This window comes from Paenibacillus sp. W4I10 (genome assembly GCF_030816325.1).
GTDB classification, from domain to species: Bacteria; Bacillota; Bacilli; order Paenibacillales; family Paenibacillaceae; genus Paenibacillus; species Paenibacillus amylolyticus_B.
In genome coordinates this window covers 5,814,361-5,836,961 of the sequence record NZ_JAUSXX010000001.1, presented here as the reverse complement: position 1 = coordinate 5,836,961, position 22,601 = coordinate 5,814,361, and the positions used below count along the sequence as shown (strand labels likewise).

General features: G+C 47.2%; 19 protein-coding genes. All 19 read right to left on the bottom strand.

Annotated features, from left to right (window positions below):
- Positions 1–130 precede the first annotated feature (130 nt).
- The 19 genes from QF049_RS26210 to atpA all read right to left on the bottom strand — a co-directional run bounded on the left by QF049_RS26210 (position 131) and on the right by atpA (position 22,591).
- Positions 131–1,258 carry a glycosyltransferase family 4 protein gene (locus tag QF049_RS26210; RefSeq protein ID WP_036612523.1) on the bottom strand — a complete coding sequence of 376 codons (1,128 nt, stop codon included), beginning with the start codon at positions 1,256–1,258 and terminating at the stop codon, positions 131–133.
- A gap of 376 nt (positions 1,259–1,634) precedes the next feature.
- The gene (locus tag QF049_RS26205; protein WP_307541757.1) at positions 1,635–2,393 is read right to left on the bottom strand and encodes a WecB/TagA/CpsF family glycosyltransferase; all 759 of its coding nucleotides are present in this window, start codon (positions 2,391–2,393) and stop codon (positions 1,635–1,637) included.
- A 7-nt stretch (positions 2,394–2,400) separates the two neighbouring features.
- On the bottom strand, positions 2,401–3,582 hold the full coding sequence (csaB, locus tag QF049_RS26200; protein ID WP_307541755.1) for a polysaccharide pyruvyl transferase CsaB: 1,182 nt from the start codon (positions 3,580–3,582) through the stop codon (positions 2,401–2,403).
- Positions 3,558–5,579, bottom strand: coding sequence for a DUF5693 family protein (locus tag QF049_RS26195; protein WP_307541753.1), 2,022 nt, complete (start codon positions 5,577–5,579; stop codon positions 3,558–3,560). The genes csaB and QF049_RS26195 overlap by 25 nt, the downstream gene beginning before the upstream one ends.
- A gap of 217 nt (positions 5,580–5,796) precedes the next feature.
- Positions 5,797–7,518 (bottom strand): phospho-sugar mutase, encoded by a 1,722-nt coding sequence (locus QF049_RS26190; RefSeq protein ID WP_307541751.1) that lies wholly within the window; start codon positions 7,516–7,518, stop codon positions 5,797–5,799.
- Positions 7,519–7,629: 111 nt separating this feature from the next.
- A complete protein-coding gene (fabZ, locus tag QF049_RS26185; RefSeq protein ID WP_062836974.1) occupies positions 7,630–8,061 on the bottom strand; it encodes a 3-hydroxyacyl-ACP dehydratase FabZ in 432 nt (143 codons plus the stop codon).
- 524 nt (positions 8,062–8,585) lie between these two features.
- Positions 8,586–8,810: a DNA-directed RNA polymerase subunit beta gene (locus QF049_RS26180; protein ID WP_017691949.1), complete on the bottom strand. Its 225-nt coding sequence runs from the start codon at positions 8,808–8,810 to the stop codon at positions 8,586–8,588.
- Between the two features lie 12 nt (positions 8,811–8,822).
- Positions 8,823–9,662 (bottom strand): flagellar hook-basal body protein, encoded by an 840-nt coding sequence (locus QF049_RS26175; RefSeq protein WP_150365854.1) that lies wholly within the window; start codon positions 9,660–9,662, stop codon positions 8,823–8,825.
- Between the two features lie 45 nt (positions 9,663–9,707).
- Positions 9,708–10,592: a flagellar hook-basal body protein gene (locus tag QF049_RS26170; protein ID WP_307541748.1), complete on the bottom strand. Its 885-nt coding sequence runs from the start codon at positions 10,590–10,592 to the stop codon at positions 9,708–9,710.
- A 102-nt stretch (positions 10,593–10,694) separates the two neighbouring features.
- On the bottom strand, positions 10,695–11,693 hold the full coding sequence (mreB, locus tag QF049_RS26165) for a rod shape-determining protein (protein WP_076209800.1): 999 nt from the start codon (positions 11,691–11,693) through the stop codon (positions 10,695–10,697).
- Between the two features lie 219 nt (positions 11,694–11,912).
- Positions 11,913–12,200: a sporulation transcriptional regulator SpoIIID gene (spoIIID, locus tag QF049_RS26160; RefSeq protein ID WP_024632710.1), complete on the bottom strand. Its 288-nt coding sequence runs from the start codon at positions 12,198–12,200 to the stop codon at positions 11,913–11,915.
- Between the two features lie 170 nt (positions 12,201–12,370).
- The gene (locus tag QF049_RS26155) at positions 12,371–13,111 is read right to left on the bottom strand and encodes a M23 family metallopeptidase (RefSeq protein WP_100528404.1); all 741 of its coding nucleotides are present in this window, start codon (positions 13,109–13,111) and stop codon (positions 12,371–12,373) included.
- A gap of 417 nt (positions 13,112–13,528) precedes the next feature.
- Positions 13,529–14,869 (bottom strand): stage II sporulation protein D, encoded by a 1,341-nt coding sequence (gene spoIID / locus QF049_RS26150; protein WP_307541745.1) that lies wholly within the window; start codon positions 14,867–14,869, stop codon positions 13,529–13,531.
- A 469-nt stretch (positions 14,870–15,338) separates the two neighbouring features.
- The gene (murA, locus tag QF049_RS26145; RefSeq protein ID WP_082762960.1) at positions 15,339–16,685 is read right to left on the bottom strand and encodes a UDP-N-acetylglucosamine 1-carboxyvinyltransferase; all 1,347 of its coding nucleotides are present in this window, start codon (positions 16,683–16,685) and stop codon (positions 15,339–15,341) included.
- A 521-nt stretch (positions 16,686–17,206) separates the two neighbouring features.
- Positions 17,207–17,464, bottom strand: coding sequence for a DUF1146 family protein (locus QF049_RS26140; RefSeq protein WP_017691941.1), 258 nt, complete (start codon positions 17,462–17,464; stop codon positions 17,207–17,209).
- A gap of 603 nt (positions 17,465–18,067) precedes the next feature.
- On the bottom strand, positions 18,068–18,472 hold the full coding sequence (locus QF049_RS26135; protein WP_091036299.1) for a F0F1 ATP synthase subunit epsilon: 405 nt from the start codon (positions 18,470–18,472) through the stop codon (positions 18,068–18,070).
- A gap of 62 nt (positions 18,473–18,534) precedes the next feature.
- Entirely contained in the window at positions 18,535–19,938 is a 1,404-nt protein-coding gene (atpD, locus tag QF049_RS26130) for a F0F1 ATP synthase subunit beta (protein ID WP_047840699.1), read from the bottom strand.
- 95 nt (positions 19,939–20,033) lie between these two features.
- The gene (gene atpG, locus QF049_RS26125) at positions 20,034–20,906 is read right to left on the bottom strand and encodes an ATP synthase F1 subunit gamma (RefSeq protein ID WP_076209796.1); all 873 of its coding nucleotides are present in this window, start codon (positions 20,904–20,906) and stop codon (positions 20,034–20,036) included.
- Between the two features lie 170 nt (positions 20,907–21,076).
- On the bottom strand, positions 21,077–22,591 hold the full coding sequence (atpA, locus tag QF049_RS26120) for a F0F1 ATP synthase subunit alpha (protein ID WP_047840700.1): 1,515 nt from the start codon (positions 22,589–22,591) through the stop codon (positions 21,077–21,079).
- Positions 22,592–22,601: the final 10 nt, after the last annotated feature.

Here is a 22,601-nt window from a genome sequence, read left to right as displayed (position 1 = left end):
TTTATATATCGGCAAAAGGTTCCAATTATTTAGTAAAAATCTCAAAATAAACAAAAAACCTTATCCACAAGGGATAAGGTTGGGTCTGGAATAATATTCAAGAATAGCTGTAACCATTACATTTATCTATTTATGATTTCGAACGAGTCTCTGGATTCAACTTGACGCGCATGCGCATCAGGAAGTTAATAACCGGTCTTCTCGTTTTGCTAACAAGTCCGATGACTTCTGCTCCCACCTGGAGGAAGAACATCATAATACAGATGACCACAAATGTTACCCAGTTGGCTTCGAACATAGCAGCGGACGATTGGATAATCGCCAGAACTCCGAAGAACGCGGCAATTCCATAGATGATCAGTACCGTCTGACGGTGACTGAATCCAAGTTCACGCAAGCAGTGATGCAGGTGACCTTTATCCGGTGCGAAAATCGGTTTCCGTTGTACCGCACGACGGATAATCGCGAAGAAGGTATCCGAGAGCGGCACACCGATAATGATCAGCGGGGTAATGAAGGACACGATAGCAATTTGTTTGAATCCGAGCATAGACAGCATCGCCAGAGAGAAACCAAGGAATAGTGATCCGGTATCCCCCATGAAGATCTTAGCCGGGTGGAAGTTGAAGAACAGGAATCCGATGATACTACCCAGCAACACAAGGCACATCAAGGCGATCATCATGTTACCCATCAGGAAGGACATCACGGCAATGGTACCAATTGCAATACCAGATACACCGGCAGCCAGACCATCCAGACCATCTATCAGATTAATCGCATTGGTTACACCAACAATCCATAAGATCGTCAGCGGAATGGATACCCAAGCTTCGAGTGAAGAATAGGAATCCTGAAAAGGAATGTTAACGAAATCTACCCGGATATTAAATCCGAATACAACGACAGAAGCAGCAACGATCTGACCAAGCAACTTCACTTTGGCCGACAGTTCAAACCGATCATCGAGTGCTCCAATCAGCACGATAATTGTTCCACCAATCAGAAACGCACTGACAAAACTCATGTCCCGAGTTGTGAACCATGCCGATACAAAAGGAAGCAATGCAGCAACTGTAATAATAAAGGCCAGAAATATCCCTAGACCACCAAGACGTGGCATGATCCGTGTGTGAACTTTACGTGCATTCGGCGTATCCATTGCGCCAATGCGGACTGCGAACTTTTTGACAAGTGGTGTCAGGGCAAGAGCCAGTCCCATTGACACGATAAATCCAATGATAAAGATCGCTACCATTTGAACATTCGACCCCCAATTATAATACCTGTACGAAATTATAAATCCCCTGATCTCTTTTTATATATAAAAAAATTATTTGTTAGTCACTTTAGATGAAAAATTTTGTTACACGATAACGGAGAGTGCAAGGAAAACCTAGAGAAGTGTAACGTTCGCATTTATCACCGGATTTCATCCTTTGAAAAAGGATAAAAGGAAATCTGGGGATAAGGGCGATCGACAGGTTGCCTTGCAATCGTAGTGCCAAGTGTAACGCTTCTGTTTTCATGGAGTGGCACACATGTAATCCGGAATGAATTATACGCTCATCACACCCGAAAAGCCATCCTCAATTTCTAGCAAAAACACGCATTTATCTCGCAATTACCTGTTTTTAACGGACTTTCGTCACGTTTTCTTTGTCACGCATCACCTTAACAGCGAATTTCGGAAGCGCAAGCATCCGGCCTGCCCGGCTTGGTTCACGCAATAAGCGATAAAACCACTCCAGTCTTAACTTTTGAAACAGCATAGGCGCACGTTTGGTTTTGCCCGAAATCACATCAAAGCTGCCACCAACGCCCATGGTTACGGGAACCTGTAATGCATCTTTGTGCTTGTGAATCCACGGTTCTTGGGTGTCGGCCCCACGTGCTACAAACAACAGATCAGGTGCCGCTTCCCGAATGGAAGCGATGACCTGTTCATCCTCAGCCGGACCAAAATAACCGTCGCGATAACCCACAATTCGAATCGCCGGATACTGCTGTTGTAACCGAACTGCCGTTTCTTGAATCACCTCAGGGGTCGAACCAAGCAGATACACGCCCCATCGATAGTTTTCTCCAACACGCAGCAATTCATGTAAAAGCTCAAATCCCGGCACTCGCTCAGCTACAGGATCTCCACAATAGTTTGCAGCCCATACAACACCTGTTCCATCAGGAACAATCAATTCCGCAGCTTGCATGACTTCCATGATTGCGGGATTTTCCAATGCAGCCATGACCATAATTGGATTGGCTGTAATGACTTGATGTGGTTGCTTGGACAGCACAGCTTCCTGGAGAACCTTTACCGTTTCTTTCATCGTCAGTTTGGAAAAAGGAATGCCGTAGATCGAAACGGTAGGTATTGATCCGGTCTGACTCATCTTTATCTCATCCTTTGCGGCCTAAATAGTTAATAATCTGCTGTGCAGGCACTCTAGCTTCCTGCTTCAGTTCGGTGATGCCTTCTTCATGTTCCTTCAACCACTGTGAACGTTGATCCAGCAATCCAACAACAGTCTTGGCGAGTTTGTCGCCATCGAGTGAGCTCGTATCCCCTGCTGGTTCACTATCCAGACGAAGCAGGAATTGATCGATTTTCGGATCATACGAAATACCCACCGGAGGCACATATTGCGAAGCTGCATAGATCAGACTGTGCAGACGCATACCGATGACGAGATCACAGTTGCTGACTTCCTCCAGCATAAGCTGAGGGTCGGTCAGGTCCTGTGTGATGCTAATCTCACTCCCTTTGCTGGTCACATCACCGAGCATTTCCATAAGGAATCGTGATGCCTGTTCATCAACCGGCAAATGAAATGGCAGAAAACGCAAGTGCACCGCTCTTTTGGAGCACAGCTTTTTCAATCCTGCTGCAATAGCCGTAAGTTCCTTCCGGTCTGACTCCCAAAAACGTACCGATACGCCGATCACAGGAAGCTTGGTATGTCCTCCAGTTGAAGGTTCCACTCGATTAGCTTGAGTAGCAGCATTTGCTGAGACAGCCCCCGCCCCACTCTTAACTTTTGTTTCAGGTAATGGCAAGCCCATTACTGGGTCGGGTACAACATGGATCTGATTCCACTGCAGCCCGAGCCCACGCAGATAGTCCGCAGATTGTTCATCCCTAACGGACACATAGGTGCAAGCTTTAAAGACTGATTTGATCATCGGATTGAAAATTTTACGATTCACAGGACCAATCCCCTGTGCATAGATAAACGTTGGTTTTTTCAGCCACTGGGCCAGCTTGATTACACCTAGATAATAAGGAATGGATTTCAGTCCAGTTGCATCCTGCAATAGACTTCCTCCACCACTGATTAACCCGTCGCTCTCCTTGAGTGCTTCACGGACTTCCTTCAATTTCATACGATGCACGGAGCGCACACCGTACATGGCGGTTGTCGACTCGGGATCACCCGAGAGAACAATAGGTTCAATGGTTATGTTCGACCTTTGGCTTTCCTCTTCCAGCGCTGTCAAAATCGACTTCAGCACCGCTTCGTCTCCGCTGTTGCGGAATCCGTAATACCCCGAGATGACTAACTTTTGAGAAGTGGTGACCATTTTTTCCAACATCCTTCCGCTACTTGCCACACACCCACAGCAATGATACCGAAGATTAAGCCAAGTCCCAATCCCATCACTCCACGAATTAGTGACAATACAGCCGGCGTATGGATATGCGCAAACGTATCCACCATGGACAACTGTCCAATCGCTGCAATAATGAGTACAAAGATGACTTTACGATATTTTAAAGCGGCGAACACGCCAACGATAAACAGCGGGTGTCCCAGCATAAATTCTTTGAATCTCGGCCGCACACCGAACGTATCTTCCAACGTGGTACGAAGGAACATCTCGAATGGTGTTACTGAACCCGAGTTGCCTGTACGGCTCAAGTAATAGTACCCAACAACGGCAGCAACAAGCGCCAAAACAACCATTAACACATTAATTGGCATACGAAGCATTTCTTTAATTTTCTTAATAGAGAACGAACCCGAGCCACGATAAAACACAATATATATCGCTACCAGTGCCATAGGTGCAAAGTGCAACAGACTCACGCCGCGGAACTGGTTAATCACCAGACTGTACGTAATACTGTTAAGCAATGCGATGACAAAAGGTACCGCCAGGAATGACAGAATCGAAGTTCTTACATATAACACTAACGTTTGCTTCAAACGGCGACCCGCTGATGCGTCTGGTTGACGCTGTTGCTGATAGTTCACTGTACGAACAGCCAGCACCATCGCTATGGTCGGCGCAGCTATCGCCACAAGCAAGGCAATTCCTTGCTCCAGCAGTGTTGGTTTCAAAAGGAACAATCCGGCACTGCCCACCAGAGCAACTACAAATGTGATCAATGTCAGTAGTGGGATAAAATAAGAAACCATAAGTGCAATCATGGCAATTGCACCAACGAGAGCAACCAGCTTGGCATAACGCTGAATCGAAGAATCCTTAACTGTGAATGCTTCAGCTTGTCCAAGTTCAAATCCATGCTTCGCCATGCGTTCTACCGCATGACCCGGTTCACCCAGGCTGTTGATCAGATTCTCAATTGGATCTGTAATCATGGCCTTGGCTGTATTCCGGCTTGGCGATGCATTCATATAGAGCATACGAATGTTGCGATCCTTGGTTGCCAGAACAAAACGGTCAGCAATGACATCGACGTCCAAGTTGGCATCACCGTCACTAAGCGAGTACAGACGCGTAACGTTGTAATCCGTTTTATACGCAAGAGTCTGGAATCCAGACTGTGGTTTCTTCAAATTCTCGATGGCTGCAAGACCAATATTGTGCTTGTTCAGCAACTGTGCGAACTGGTCGAGACTTTTCATCTCTTCATTATCATTGTACCCTTTCACAGCATCACCATCAAACAAGATACGCTTCACGCCATTCTCTTCGAAGAAAGTAAGCAAGCGCTCCATCGATTCCTGGCTGTAAGGCACACTGTCTGAAATCCGTGGCAAAATGTAGAAACCTTTATCACGCAGCATCTTCACGGCTACCGGATCAGGCTGCAATGGTTGCATGTTGGCATTCTCCGGAGGAGTCTGCAATATTAAGCCGCTACGACCTTCATATTCCCATGGAACCACTGGGATCTGCCGATCAGCGAACGTTTGTTCAATAATAGGGGTGTACGTCTGTGCGTTTTCCTCCGATGTAAATAACACATACGTGTAATTTGCATTAGAAGGAATCACATCTTTAGTCAGGTTTGCGAGATCCTGGCCGTTATACACCATTAGTCGGCGTGTCTTTCTCAACTCGTCCAATGTACTTTCGAACACAGCCATAGTCGTTACGCCTGCGTCTTTCAGACGAGTCAATTGTTCATTCATGAAATCTTGCGGATGTGCCTGATAAGCGGAAATATCCAGCAGACCCCGATAGTTGAAGACAAGCTCCACCTTTTTGGCAGAAGATTCTGTCTGCACCCGATCACTGATTACAGGGATGGACGCAACCAGACCGATAATAACGACGAGCCACAACCACTTCCGAGAAGCGTTATTCCAATAAAGCCATTTTTGACGCACTACATGTACCTCCTCAAGTGTTGGAACCAAATGCACGTTCAGCTCAAGTAATTCGTTCATTTAACATTCATACAATAGGTTACAAACAGCTTGTGTCAACAAGCCTTCTTATATGCTAGATCCATCTATACTATTATTTCAAAGAAAAACCCCTCCGCCAACCAACCTTACGGTGCGGAGAGGCCTTCTCATGTTCTTGCTCATTGTTGCATTCGTATTATTGTGCATCTACACGCGACATTACGTTGGTCACCAGACGCTTGATCCGGCTTTCTGCATCTTCCAAACTCTCTCCACGAACGGCGAAGTATACTTTGATCTTCGGTTCTGTTCCTGAAGGACGCAAGCAGAACCATGAACCGTCTGCCAAAATAAACTTCAGTACGTTCTCCTTCGGAAGACCGTCCAGACCAAGGGAGTAGTCCAGTACATCTTGTACAGCAATTCCCGCTACTTCTTGTGGCGGATTGGAACGCCAGTCCGTCATTTTGGCTTGAATCTGAGCTACGCCGTCTTTGCCTTTCAGCGTACGGGACTCCAGCTTCTCCAAGAAGTATCCGAATTGGTTGTACAGCTCTTGCAAGACATCATACAGCGTTTTGCCTTGACTCTTATAATACGCAGCTGCTTCAGCAATCAGCATCGAGGCAAGGACAGCATCCTTGTCACGGGCATAGTTACCCGAAAGGTAGCCATAACTCTCTTCATATCCGAACAAGAATGTATGACTGCCTGTTGTTTCGAACTGATTCATTTTTTCACCGATATATTTGAAGCCCGTCAGTGTGTTCATCACTTCTGCACCGTAATGTTCAGCAATGACAGCACCCATCTCACTTGTTACGATCGTTTTGACAACTGCACCGTTACTTGGCAATGTTCCTGTCTCTTGGAGGCGACTGAGCAGGTAATGTACCATAATGGCACCAGACTGGTTTCCAGACAAGACGAAATATTTGCCATCGTTGTCTTTCACGACAGCACCCATACGGTCTGCATCTGGATCTGTTCCAATCAGAATGTCGGCGCCCACGGATTCCCCCAACTTCATTGCAAGCGTAAACGCTTCGCGTTCTTCCGGGTTAGGGGATTTCACGGTAGAGAACTCAGCATCCGGCTGTTCTTGTTCAGCCACAATGTGCACTTGCTCGAATCCGATCTGCTCCAGTACGCGACGTACAGGGATGTTGCCTGTTCCGTGCAGCGGTGTGTAAACGATTTTGAAATCACGACCTATGCCAGATTGGATCAGTTCGCGGCTCAGACTGCGGCTTGCTACGGTATCCACAAACGCTTGATCTTGGTCTTCATCCAACCAGATCAGGAGCCCCTGCGCTTCTGCTTCTTCTTGCGTCAGCTTCTTCACGTCAGCAAGGGAAGGTACTTCCTGGATGTACTGAATGACTTTTTCCGCTTCAGCCGGTACCAATTGACCGCCCTCATGATTGTAGACTTTGTATCCGTTGTATTCCGGTGGGTTATGACTCGCTGTTACAACGATTCCGCCAGTTGCCTTCTGATGACGCACCGCGAATGACAACTCAGGAGTTGAACGCAGGGATGGGAACAGCTTGGCTACAATGCCGTTTCCAGCCAGTACAAGCGCAGCATCCAGTGTGAATTCAGGTGAGAAATGACGGGAATCATGAGCAATGACAACAGAAGGTTTGCCTTCTTGATCCCCATGTTGCTCAAGCAAATAACGCGCAAATCCTTGCGTTGCCCGACCTACGGTGTAACGGTTCATCCGGTTGCTTCCCGCACCAATGACCCCGCGCAATCCCCCTGTACCGAACTCCAGGTTTCTGTATAAACGTTCCTCCAGCTCTTTCGGCTGATCCTGCAAGTCACGAAGCTCCTGTTTCGTTACTTCATCAATCGAAGCATCCTCCAACCATTGCTGCAACGTCTCTGCTGCTGCTGTGCTTAACTGTTCCATTCCGATAAACCCCTTCCGTCTATATAAATTCAGGTGTGCTGAGTTACTTCAGCATCTTGCATCATTCGGTCCGTCTACTTCCCTGCATGATGTAGATGCTCACGTAAGTAATCAGCTTGGGTCAGACAGTGCAAACATAATCTCGCCTTCAGCGACCACTTTGTCGTTCACTCGGGCAGTTGCTTTACCTTTACCAATAGAACCCTTCAGACGTGTAATCTCCACTTCCAGAATCAACGTATCTCCGGGCACAACTTGTCCACGGAATCGGAAGTTGTCCAGTCCCGCCAAAAAGCCGATCTTGCCTTTATTCGCTTCCAGGTTCAACATTGCCGCTGCACCAACCTGTGCCAATGCTTCGGTGATCAAAACACCCGGCATTACCGGATACTCAGGGAAATGACCGATAAAGAATGGTTCATTAATCGTTACATTTTTCAAACCAACAGCACGTTTGCCATCTTCCATCTCCAAAATTCTGTCCACCAACAGGAACGGCGGACGATGCGGGATAATTTCTTGAATCTGTTTGATATCGAGCACAGTGTAATCTCCTCTCAGGATGTTTATATGAGCGTTCTTCATCATGGGTTTTTCATGTGCGCATAGGTGACCGTTACGGTTACGGATCGTTCTTTCGATCGCTGTTGTTTCCTAATGTTTCTGAATTATTTTCAGATGGATAACATTAGGAAACAGCTTATGCTTTCGAAGCAGCTTTCTTTACAGAAAGCTTTTTAGGCGAGCGCTTCGCTTCTTTCGAACGATTCCGTTCCCTCCACTTACTTCGTGCTGCAAGGTCAACCCTCACATGACAAAGTCGAAGCTCATATAAATGGGTTTTAATTTTAAATTTTGTATGGAAAGCATATTTTCGGTTAACACTAGTTATATCCTTCATGACTGCAGTAGTGAAGGTTAAGATAAGGGGTCTCTCTTCGCGATGACGAATGTCTTTCGCAGGGGAGGCCTCTTTTGTGACGTCAAACGTCATCCATCATTATACTGTTTTCAACGTCAAAAAGAAAACTCCTGCCTGCGCAGGAGTTTTCGCTTAACTCGTTACATTATGGAGCGAACACCAGATTATATACATGTTCCCATGTACTCCATTGCCATACGGAACCGATATCCTGTTTGCCCAGTACCACATATCCAGCTACCATTCCGCCAGCAAGGGCAAGAACAAGCAGGACCGGAACCAGGAACCATCTTGCGATGCGCCATCCACTCTTCTTCTTCTTGACTTCCTTTTTCTCTGGCTTACTGTTCTGCTGCTGTGTTTCTGTCATCACATTCACCTTTTACGCTCTCATATTGTTGGCAAGACCCAACATGGAATCACTTGAAGTTAGCGCCTTCGCCGCCAGCTGATATGTCCGCTGTCCTTGCATAAGCAAAGACATCTCCTGTGCCATATCCACATTGGATTGCTCCAGATATCCTGGACGGATCAAGGCAGCTGCTTGACGTGTAGCTGCATTCGCGCCAAATACATCATCCTCGGTTAATCCCGCATCCAAGCCAAAGAGGTTATCCGCATATTGTACCAGACCTTCAGGGCGTTCAATGTCTACCACTTGCAGTTGTGCCCCAATGGTTGCGTTCGCCTCATTACCGCGTCGGATTAACAGGTTGCCATTTTCATCAAAAGCAACTTTGCTATTGTTCGGTGCCGTAATACGGTTTCCTAGACGATCCAGGGCAAAGTGACCTTCGCCGTTAACCATGACCATCATATCTGGTGAATTCGGAGTAGGCTTCGGTCTTGTATCGGGCACAAAATGAAATGCACCCTGACGTGTCCACATTTTTTCCCCATTCGCTTCAACCGCAAACATGGCATTTCCCTCAATGGCCAAATCGGTCGGAAGGCCAGTCTCGTTCAAGGTGCCTTGAGACATATCCTTCGTCACATCCGCCAAACGAGCACCAAACCCAAGATTATACCCCATTGGTGTGGAACGTCCGTCGAGTTTGTACTTGTCGTGTTGTTGTTGCACCCGTGTGAGCACATCCTCGAAAGCCGCTTGCTTACTCTTATAGCCTGCCGTATTCACGTTGGCAATATTATCGGCAATGACATCCAGACGTTGCTGTATGGCAGTCATGGAAACTTTGGCACTAATCATGGAATTATTCATCAGTGGTTTACCCTCCCGCTGCGCGGTTATATTTAAACGTCGGCGTTATACACGCCCGACTTCATTGACGGCTTTATCCAGACTGCGGTCGTAGAATTGTACGATCTTCTGGTTTGCTTCATACGCACGGAATGCTGCGTTCATATCAACCGTTGCCTGTGAGGCATCGACATTCGAGCCTTCCAGGTAACCCTGACGGATCTGCACATTATCACCGGCAGCCATCATCCGTGACGTTGCCCCGTTTGCATCGCTGAGACTGAAATTGCCATTACCTTGACGAACCAGTTGATTCGGCTGGTCAATGACACTAATGCCGAGAGTAACCCCTGTTGGTGCACCCGTTGCTGCATCCACGAGACGACCTTGCTCATCCACTTTAAATTGCTCTACGGAACCTGTCAACACTATAGGTTGTCCATTATTATCCAACACTTGTGAACCTGTTGAACTCAGCAATTGTCCGGTTCCTGTAATCTCGAAGTGACCATCGCGTGTATATCCGGTGTTACCTTCTGCATCCTGAACTGTAAAATACGCCTGAGGCTGGTAAGTCACCGTGCCGTCGGCCCGTACAAATTTGCCTGATGCGTCAAACGGGACAGGTTGTCCAGTCTGTGGATCATTGACCGTCATATTGGATGAAATGGAAAAATCATTTTTCTGCCCAGTCTCCATAATGGTCCCCTGCAAATTCATGGACAAACTCTCTTCCGCGAACACCCCCGTGTTCAGCTTGCCCAGCCGCTTTGTCGGGAGATTTGCATCTCCGCCTACCAAGGTAATGAGCATTTCCGGGAAGGAACGGCTTACGCTGTTGACCTGTTTGTATCCCGTGGTGTTCATATTTACGATATTCTGTGTTGCTGTGTCATGGCGGCGTTGTTGCGTAATCATTCCCGCAGTAGCGGTGTACAGACCTCTTAACATGTATTAACCCCTCTCCTCAAGCGCTTGCACTGCATCGCAGGTTGGCTGCTTGTCCGTTCTGCTTTCCGAGCATGGCGAACCTTTGCTTTTTATATCGGCAGATTAGAACTTTTTCTTAACCACCTGATCCAAATTATTAAGCATAATACCTGTCCCCTTCACGACACAGTGCATTGGATCTTCCGCAACCCATACCGGTACATGCAATTCATTGGACAAAAGCTCGTCCAGTCCGTTCAGCAATGCACCTCCGCCAGTCAATACAACACCACGGTCGATAATGTCCGCTGACAATTCAGGCGGTGTACGTTCCAATACTGACTTCGCTGCTACGATGATAGATTGCACAGAATCCCAGAGTGCTTCCTGTACTTCTTTTCCCGATACCGTTACGGTAACTGGCAGACCGGATACCATATCGCGTCCGCGAATATCCATCTCCGTTTGGCCTCCATCCGGATGCACGGAACCAATCGCAATTTTGAGATCTTCAGCGGTCCGTTCTCCGATCATGAGCTTGTACTTGGCTTTGATAAACTTGATAATGGCTTCGTCGAACTTGTCCCCTGCGACTTTAATAGAAGAGGCGGTGACCACGTCGCCCATAGACAGGACTGCAACGTCAGTCGTACCGCCGCCGATATCCACGACCATATTGCCGCTCGGCTGAAAAATATCCATTCCCGCACCGATCGCTGCCGCTTTCGGCTCTTCTTCCAGAAACACTTCTTTGGCACCGCTGCGTTCTGCCGCCTCACGGATGGCCTTCTGCTCCACGGAAGTTATGTTCGTTGGTGCACAAATCAAAATTCGAGGGTGGCTGTACCAGCTTCTTGCACCCACACGATTAATGAAATGTCTGAGCATCGCTTCTGTAATCTCGAAGTCCGCAATAACGCCGTCACGCAGCGGTCTAATGGCAACAATGTTACCTGGAGTACGCCCCACCATACGACGCGCTTCTTCCCCAACAGCAAGGACACGCTTCGTATCTCTTTCAATGGTCACGACGGAAGGTTCATCGAGGACAACCCCACTTCCTTTCACGTGAATAAGCACGTTGGCCGTGCCAAGATCAATACCGATATCCTTGCTAAACATAAAAGAGCCCCCAAAGTGATATTATTTGGTCAGCGTATCCTGTGAAAAAGAGTCCCTTATCACGTCACCGCTCGTTCGACAAAGTGCAACATATATATGTAAAAATCGGGCTGATAAGATGTCATAATTCGATCCTGTACCAGCTTTTAACATATCATACTTCAGGGGAGGGATTCAATGCATGTGTGAGCTTTTTGGCCTACGTCTTTGTGAAGATGCTTACGATTTGGCGGAAGCCAACACCTCACGTTTCTTGCCACTCGTTTTTTTGTATTTAATTTTGGTCGCTTCACCGCCCCGCAAATGGCGGATGGACTTGTGATACTCCAAAATGTGTTTCACCTGGTCAGCAAGATCAGGGTTGATTTCCGGCAGACGCTCCGTCAGATCCTTATGCACAGTACTCTTTGACACGCCGAATTCTTTGGCTATGGTACGGACCGTATTCCTCGTCTCAACAATGCAGCGACCAATTTTGATGGTCCGTTCCTTGATGTAATCGTGCACGCTCCCGCCTCCCTACTGTGTGGATAGTTTGGTACATTATATGAGGAGCATGCCTATATATTCGCGGTTTAGAGGTCTGACAAGCTTCGAAGGTCCCATTATTTTCTGAAAAGCACAAAAAGAGCAGAGGTTCAACCCTCTGCCCATCATGTTGCTGCGGTAAAATTCATTTATTTTTCCGGAAGATATCCTTGCGGGTTAACCGGCTGTCCGTCTTCGTACACTTCAAAGTGAAGGTGATTGCCAAGCGTTTTGCCCAATTCATTGACGCCAGCGGATGCAATCGCATCTCCCTGTTTTACTTCGTCGTCCTGTTTCACTTTGACGTCTGCCAAGCTTTGGTATACCGTCTTCAGGTTATCGCTGTGTGTGATTTCCACAACCTGACCTGTGAGCGGATTTTGCTCAACCCGGGTAACTTTACCGGCAAGCGCTGCTTTGACTTCAAACGTTTTATTATCCCCACGTGCCAGATCCACACCCGTGTTCGGGATGAATGTATCATTGTACTGCACCATTGCCGCTTCATGTTCCTCGGTTGAAGCTTCGCTATCATAGAAAGGTTTTACTACCGAAATTTCGGACGGTACCGCTACCGGCCATACAAAATTCTCCGACTTTGCAACAACTTCCACACTTTCTTCTTCTCCGCCTACCGCTGTTCCTTCTGTACCCGCCGATGCGCCTGTTTCTACTACCCCGCTAGCAGGGTCCGAGTTCAGCGTTTTGTCGCCTGTGCCCTGATAGACCCACACTAAGGTTAGTATAATGCCTGCTGCTGCGATGTAGGCTGCCGGGAAGACCCAGCGTTTGGACATTGCTCTTTTCCATGAAGAGGGCTGACTAGCCGGTACTCCTTGAGTTGTTTTAGGAGTTTCTTCTTGGATTGTTTTTTTGTTTTGTTCATTCATGTTAATCACCTCAGTAACAAGTGTTACCGGGTGCAACTCTTTTATACACGCGCGACTCTAATTATTTTCAAGGAGGTTTCAGAGAGTGCTATATATGTTGGGGATGAGTGTTGGTACGTGCGCCGCTTCGGGGCCAGAAAACCTTTCGACCGCTGGTTACTACCAGATTTCTTCTATCACCTTCTTCAAAGGTGAAATCCGGTAGTAAAGGCGGACGCTTTGCTTTTACAGGTCTTTTCTGTCCCCTGCGCTCTGCATACGCTAGCACTCTCCGCATATATAGCCGAGTCTCGAAAGCTCCGGAATGGGTGGTTGGTAGAGAAACCGAAAATGATATAGGATGTGACTGAGAAACCACGCGTCTGAGATTCGTTAGCGTATCCGTTCGAATTTATTTGCCATTCCTGTTCATCTCGCCTACTTCGATGCAAGCATCTTGGATGCCTGTCCGAATGAAATGCCGGTATAGTAGTGTTTGAGAATCTGGGTGGCCGTGTGTCCCTCCTGCGCCATGCCGTTTGCTCCCCATTGGCTCATGCCAACCCCATGCCCGTACCCGTACGTTGTAATCTGGACCTCGTCACCTGTGGTCTTCCAACTGAATTGGCTGGATCTTAATCCAAGCAGCTTGCGAACTTCAGGACCATTGAATGTTTCACCTGCGATCTGCATTTCCTTAATTCGATGCCCTTTGGTTGTAGACAATACTTCCATCCACGATCCATCCTTCTGAGCAGTAACCGTAATGGCATCCAGATTCAATTTCTGCAGAATCTCGCTACGTTTCATCGTAACGGTCTGTTTGAAGCCCGGAGCCAGACTTTTATCCCATGGACTGTCCACACTTTGCAGATACGGCACAGCGTTCCCCCATACATCCTCGGCATTCTCGGTATACCCATTACTTGTGGAAAAAAAGGATGCGGTGATTGCTTTACCCTGATATGTCATCACCGTATCTCGACTTTCGCGGACAGCCTGTTGCAGCTTCTCCCATTCCTTCGCCTTCCCTAGACGCGTCCAATCCGCCTTCACCTGGTCTGGCGGAATAAACACCTGATGGCTGACCGTATCCGTCACATCCGCCGCACCTGATGGAACACCGCTTGTATCACTCGCAGCTAACCTACGCACGATAAATGTACGAGCTGCTATTGCCTGCGCCTTTAACGCCTCCAGTCTGAATTCCGCCGGCATCTCTGCTGCCACTACCCCTGTAACATAGTCTTCCAATGGCAGATTCATCGTTGTCCCTGTTGCAGACAGGTATACGCGTACTTTGGGTTCAGGGTAGGTAACAGGGACTGCTGGCGTAGGAGCTGGGGTTCGTGTAATGTTGGCATCTGCTCGAACAGGGGTTGACTTAACCGATTCGCTCTCCCGCGGCCATACCAGAATTACCGGAATCAGCAACGCCATTGCCAATAAGGTAGATACAGCGGCAGCAGGTTGCCATCGTGTCGAGTTGCGTCCCCATCGGGGCTTTCGTCCAAATGTCCGCATTCGGCGACGCTTCACTCGGCGGAACTGGTCCAGCTCAATAACAGGTATATGAATATGCTCGGTTGTCTTCCGGTTCAGTTCATCTGTCGACACCCGTCCTGGATTGGATAATCTTGCAGGCTGTGATGGAACAGTCCTCAGGTTCGATGGGGCAGGCTTGTCTTTTTCCACTCCAGAAACGGTATTTCCCTCCGGCTCTTGCATACCTGGACGAGGGACAAGGGGTACCTTTACCTGTACACGAGCTTCTTTCATTCGAATATAACCCTCCGTTATCTATGGCCGGTCATGTGCCGGTCGTGTTGTTCAAATCCATAGTTTAGGTTATGAGCTGGCTTGATCTGATAGAACCTGATTTAAGAGAAACGAGACCCTTTTTGTTCTGTTCAATTTCCTATTTTCTTTTGCTATGTACATCTTAGAAACGTTGATCTGTCGCTGAATACCGGTGTTTAGCTGGACCCGACACCCTATATAAAGTACGCTCTTTCATCTGGTTCAAGATGGATACAGAATACGATGTTATGCTATACAAGTTAGGACCAGCTATTAATAGAATCAGGTATCAAATATCTCGTTGTCTTCTTAAAAGTAAACACAAAAAAAGCCAAGCCAGATGGCTTAGCTTTATCATTTTTTACAATATACGTTCCATCGCATTCATAATCCACACAACCGTGTGACTCATAATAGGGGGACCATATTTTTTCTATTCAATCCAGTGTTAAGCCAAAGTTGGTTGTACCTTAAACATCGGTACTTCTTTCTCCACTTTTTCACTAGGTGCTTTGGTTGCTTCCAGCTTAGGCTCATCAACCGAGATCCGATAGATGTCAGCGCCAAGTCCGTTAAGCTTCTCAGCGAGATGTACATAGCCACGGTCGATGTGATGAACACCTCCCACTTCCGTTGTACCTTCAGCAACAAGACCTGCAATAATGAGTGCGGCACCCGCACGCAAATCGGTAGCCGTTACTTTGGCACCCTTCAGTTTGGCATTACCTGTGATGATGGACGAACGTCCTTCAACTTTGATCTCCGCATTCATCAATTGGAACTCATCCACATGCATGAATCGGTTTTCAAAAACAGTCTCTGTCACGACACTTGTTCCTTCAGATGCGAGCAAGAGTGCCATCATCTGGGATTGCATATCTGTCGGGAATCCTGGGTATGGTAATGTTTTCACATCCACAGCCTTAAGAGGACGATCTGCGATTACACGCACGCCATTCTCATCCGGTTGGATTGTAACACCCATCTCTTCAAGCTTCGCAATAACGGAGCCTAAATGATCAGAGATTGCACCTTCAATGTACACGTCACCACCAGAAATTGCAGCAGCAGCCATATACGTACCAGCTTCTACCCGATCCGGAATAACGGTGTGTGTAACACCTGTCAGTTTCTCCACACCTTCAATGCGGATCACTCCAGTACCAGCACCACGTACGATGGCACCCATTCCATTCAGGAAGTTGGCAAGATCCACAATCTCAGGTTCTTTCGCCGCGTTCTCCAGAACAGTTACACCTTCGGCTAATGTTGCAGCCATCATAATATTTTGAGTGGCACCTACGGAAGCCACATCCAGATAAATTTTCGCGCCACGCAACCGTCCTTGGCTACGAGCTTCGATATAACCTTGGCCCAAGCTGATCTCTGCGCCCATGGCTTCAAAACCTTTCAAATGCTGATCAATAGGCCGTGTACCGATGGCACATCCACCAGGAAGTGAGATTCTTGTATGACCCATTCGAGTCAACAAAGGCCCCATGACCAGGAAAGACGCCCGCATTTTACTTACCCATTCATACGGGGCTTCACAGGAAGTAAGTTTCTCCGCATTTACGGTAATCACTTCGTCCCGGTATGTAACTCCCGCTCCCAGCGATTCCAACACCTTGTTAATCGTCATCACATCGTCTAGAGGAGGCGCGTCAATAATAACGCTTTGTCCTTCTTCCCCTAAGAGAGAGGCAGCGATGATCGGAAGAACAGAATTTTTAGCGCCGCTAACTTTGACACTTCCGGTCAACCTTTTGCCACCGCGGACGATAAATTTGCTCATCATGGTTCCCTCCGCGCTTTTATTCCCTTTTCTTCATTCCGGAATACGTAAGCCCCACTATGCTAGAAAGGACTGTTGCTGTGTGTGGAATTTCGACATATTCTGGCATGTTGCCACAGATGTCTGTTCAGAAAAGAATTGGTTTTTATAATCCATATCAATGATACCATGTGCCGTGCATCTTGCTATTCAGCATGTAAAATGATTGTCTTACAAGCCAGCAGAGCATCAGAACAGACAGAGTGGGATGGTTATTAGCCGGCATGAACCGGATATCCCGTTTATAACTACAAAATAAGTGAACAATTGTGAATTCCCTAACTTCCATCATAACATTGTTGAATTGTACGATACAAGCATTTTTACATAAAACATCTCAAATTCATCCAATTTTACGTCACATTTTTTTCTTAATTTCTTTACCGACAACTCATACTCTAATTGTTAACACAATTAATCGATGTTATTCGACAATGAGCAGCTTGAAGAACCTAACAGATGATTAACCAACCATCTCAACATTAAAACAAATTACGCAACATTTGAGTCCAGGACAAGTAGTCAATGACAAAGCCAGCAACGGCATGCCCCAAAATGATGGCGAGCAACAAATGCAACAGTCTTCCCTGAGCACCTCGTGGTTGCCTGATGATTAAATCCAGTTTGAGATTTGTCAAAGCCCACCAAGACAACGCTATACATAACAGGGAGACGATGATTGAGACCAAGCCGTTGGTGCTTAACGCCTGGTTCACCTGATTCGTCAGATCAGTATCCATATATTCTTTACCTCCACATTTGTTGCAGCGATCAGCATATCATATGCCCGGCACCCATAACTTGTTAGTATACTGGAATGTCCTAAGCACAACATACTGAGCGTACTGTCAGATTTACTCCTGCTAGGCAGGAATCTCCTGATGCCCAATCACCGAGCAGCAACAATGCGGCTGTGACTATGGAATCTACTACGCAGCTTCCTGCTTCTGCTGACTCTATGGAATATAGGCTCTTTCATCATACATTGTCAATTACATTGATTTCCACTTCTCAAATATTTTAATTTTAAAATGCCGGGATTTTGTGACTAAAACGACATAAAAGAGCGCTATTTCGATATCGATTCTGTCATTTCCTCGGAAATAATTTAAATTTATTCATGAAAAAAAAATGGTTCTCTTAGTGGTAAATGCGCCCACTACTTTAGTCCTACATTCTATTCAAACCCTCATAATCGGTGAATATTTTGCTTAAAATACTTCTGTTTACTGGAGGGATTTGATGGAATGTGGTCAGCCATTTTGATATGTTCGATAAAACAATTCTATCAAACAAACTCAAAAAAGCCCGGCAGACTAAGCCGCCGGGCTTCCAAGAATCGTTTATTTGCCGAACACATTAATCCGGTTAACCGCTTTTTGCAGCGCAATCTCTGCACGACGGTGATCAAAGTGGTCCTGATTGCTTTGGCTTGCAAGCCGACGTTCTGCCCGCTCTTTCGCCGCACGCGCACGATCCACATCAATGTTTTCCGGGAATTCAGCACTCTCTGCGAGTACAACAACCTTATCTTTACGTACTTCAATAAACCCGCCACCGATAGCAACTCGTTTATTTTCTTTTCCGTTATGGATATAGATCGGTGCAATCTGCAAAGGTGTAACCATAGGAATATGACCTGGCAGAATGCCCAGTTCCCCTTCAATACCACGAGCCGTAATGCTATTCACCTGTTCTGAATAGACCAAACGCTCAGGTGTTACGATTTCCAACAAAAAGGTGCTCAATTCCATCCCTCCTGAAATATCCGAAGGATAGCCCGCTTCATAAGGACAATCCTGGATTCAGACTAAACCAGTGTTTTGGCTTTCTCCACTGCCTCTTCAATTGTACCAACAAAGAGGAAAGCTGCTTCCGGAAGATCATCATACTTACCTTCGAGAATCTCTTTAAAGCTGCGCACCGTTTCTTTAACTGGAACGTATTTACCCGGAATACCGTTAAATGCTTCAGCAACGTGGAAAGGCTGGGACAAGAAACGTTGGATTTTACGAGCACGGTATACAAGCGCTCTGTCTTCTTCACTCAACTCGTCCATACCCAGGATTGCAATGATATCTTGCAATTCATTGTAACGTGCCAAGATACGTTTAACGCCTTGAGCTACGCTATAGTGTTCTTCACCTACAACTTCAGGGGACAAGATCCGGGAGCTGGAAGCCAGTGGATCTACCGCAGGGTAGATACCCATCTCGGAAATTTTACGCTCCAAGTTCGTCGTTGCATCCAAGTGAGCAAACGTCGTTGCAGGAGCCGGGTCAGTGTAGTCATCCGCAGGCACGTAGATGGCCTGGATGGATGTTACAGAACCTTTTTTCGTTGATGTGATACGTTCTTGCAGTTGACCCATTTCTGTTGCCAGTGTAGGTTGGTAACCTACCGCAGAAGGCATACGTCCAAGCAAGGCAGATACTTCTGAACCCGCTTGGGTGAAACGGAAGATATTATCGATAAAGAGCAACACGTCACGGCCTTCTTCATCACGGAAGTATTCCGCCATCGTCAGACCTGTGAGGGCTACACGAAGACGTGCGCCTGGAGGCTCGTTCATTTGTCCGAAGACCATTGCTGTTTTGTTGATAACGCCGGAATCACTCATCTCGTGATACAAGTCATTACCTTCACGTGTACGCTCACCAACACCCGCAAATACGGAGATACCACCGTGCTCTTGTGCGATGTTGTTGATCAATTCCTGAATGGTTACCGTCTTACCTACACCGGCACCACCGAAGAGACCGATTTTACCACCTTTAGCGTAAGGAGCGAGCAAGTCGATAACTTTGATTCCTGTCTCCAGCATCTCTGCTTGGGTAGTCAGTTCATCAAATGCAGGTGCTGAACGGTGAATCGGGTTCTTGTGCTCAGCAGCCACGGCACCGCCAGTATCAATTGCTTCGCCGAGTACGTTAAATACACGACCCAGTGTTGCTTCTCCGACGGGTACAGAGATTGGTGCTCCTGTATCTAAAGCTTCCATACCACGAACAAGTCCATCCGTGGAGGACATCGCAATACAACGTACTCGGTTGTCACCCAGATGTTTCGAAGCTTCGAGTGTAAGGTTTACACTTACGCCGCTCTCACTTACTGTAGTGATCGTAATGGCATTGAGGATTTCCGGCAGACCGCCGCGATCAAACTCGACGTCAACAACCGGACCCATGATGCTCACAACGCGTCCTTTGTTCATCTTAACGTTCCCCTCCTACAAGCCTGCTACTTTTGCAAAAATAATGAACCGTTCGTTTATCTTTGCTCTGCAAGCCTTCATTAATAAAAAAACGGTTAGCCTTGTGCTGCGTTGGCACCTGCCACAATTTCCGTAATCTCCTGCGTAATCGCCGCTTGACGGGCACGGTTGTATGTCAATGACAAGTCGTTAATGAGTTTGGATGCATTTTTGGTTGCATTACCCATTGCCGTCATTTTCGCACCGAGCTCACTTGCCTTACCGTTCAGAAGTGCACCATAGATCAGCGTTTCCGCGTAACGCGGAAGCAGAACCTCCAGTACAGCCTCAGCAGACGGCTCGTATTCGTAGCTTGCCGTTGGTCCTTCCGCAGCAGTTACCTCAGGTGTTTCCATCGGAAGAAGTTTTTCTACCGTAGGAATCTGGGTCAACGCATTCACAAAGCGGTTATAACAAATGTACAATTCATCAAATTCAGCCAGTTCAAACCCATGAACAGCTTCGTGTGCGATGGATTTGATATCTGCAAATGAAGGCGAATCCGACAGATCCGTTGTTGTGGATGCCATCGCCATTTCACGACGTCTGAAGTAATCGCGTCCTTTACGTCCAATGACGAACAATTCGTAGTCATCCTGGGAGTTGTGGCGCTCTTTGAGCGTCTGGTTAACCTGACGCAAAACGTTCGCATTGTATCCACCTGCAAGACCACGGTCCGATGTAATGATCAGGTAAGCCGTCTTTTTGACCGGACGGCTCTCCAGCATCGGATGCTGTATACCTTGCGTGCTTGATGCAATACTAGCTACAACTTCTTTCAGCTTCTCCGAATAAGGACGGGCTGCTTCCGCTTTTTCCTGCGCTTTACGCAGTTTTGCAGCAGCTACCATCTCCATTGCTTTGGTGATCTGCTTGGTGCTTTGTACGCTTTTAATTTGCCGCTTAATTTCGCGCATGCCTTTTGCCATGATTTCACCACCTCAAAACTTTGACGGAGTCAAAGTTACTTCGTAAGCATCACCACTAGTTTTGACAAAGTCAAAACTACATCGTAAGCATCATCTTTTTTGACAGAGTCAAAGTATCACATGCAGACATGCGGAATCGGTTAGACAACTCCGCACCTGCAATCATTTATTTAGACAGAGACAGCAAAGCTCTTTCTGAACTTCTCAATTGCACCTTTCAGTGCATTTTCGTTGTCTGCAGTCAATTCTTTAGTATCACGGATGGATGCAAGAATCTCCGGATGGCTGCTCTCCATGAACGCGAGGAACTCACGCTCGAAACGAGTAACATCACCTGTTGGAATCTCATCCAGGAATCCTTTAACCGCAGTGTACAAGCTGACAACCTGTTGTTCTACAGGCAGAGGCTGGTTAACACCTTGCTTCAGGATTTCCATCATACGCGCACCACGATTCAGGCGGGCCTGAGTCGCTTTATCCAGATCGGAACCAAACTGGGAGAACGCTTGAAGCTCACGATATTGAGCGAGGTCGAGACGCAGGGAACCTGCAACCTTTTTCATCGCTTTGATCTGAGCAGAACCACCGACACGGGATACGGAAATACCTACGTTGATCGCCGGGCGTTGTCCGGCATTGAACAAGTCAGCTTCCAGGAAGATCTGTCCGTCCGTGATGGAGATTACGTTCGTTGGGATGTATGCAGATACGTCGGAAGCTTGTGTTTCAATAAACGGCAGTGCGGTTAAAGAACCACCACCAAGTTCATCATTCAGCTTCGCAGCACGCTCCAGCAAACGGGAGTGCAGGTAGAAGACGTCACCCGGATAAGCCTCACGGCCCGGTGGACGACGAAGCAACAAGGAAAGCTCACGATATGCAGAGGCTTGTTTGGTCAAGTCATCATAGATAACCAGAACGTGCTCGCCTTTGTACATGAAGTACTCACCCATCGAACAACCGGAATACGGTGCGATGTACAAGAGTGGTGATGGATCGGAAGCTGCTGCAGTTACAACGATTGTGTACTCCATTGCGCCTTTACGACGAAGAGTTTCCACAACTTGAGCAACCGTAGACTGTTTCTGACCAATAGCCACATAGATACACTTCATGCCGCTACCTTTTTGGTTCAGGATCGCATCAATCGCGATGGATGTTTTACCTGTTTGACGGTCACCGATGATCAACTCACGTTGTCCGCGACCGATTGGAACCATTGCATCAATGGCTTTGATCCCTGTTTGCATCGGCTCATGAACCGATTTACGATCCATTACGCCTGGTGCTTTACCTTCAACCGGACGGAATTCCGTTGTAGCGATTGGCCCTTTGCCATCTACAGGAATACCGAGCGGGTTCACAACGCGTCCAATCAATGCTTCGCCTACAGGCACTTGCATGATTTGACCAGTACGTTTCACTTGGTCACCTTCACGAATATCGTAGTAAGGTCCCAGGATAACGACACCGACATTGCTTTCTTCAACGTTCATGGCGAGTCCCATAACACCGCTTGGGAATTCAACCAACTCGTTGGACATGACGTTCTCAAGTCCATAAACACGAGCGATACCATCACCAACCTCGATTACCGTTCCGACTTCGACTACATCGATATCGGTCTTGTATTGTTCGATTTGGCTCTTAATTAATGTACTGATTTCTTCTGGTTTGATACTCAAGTGTCCTCAC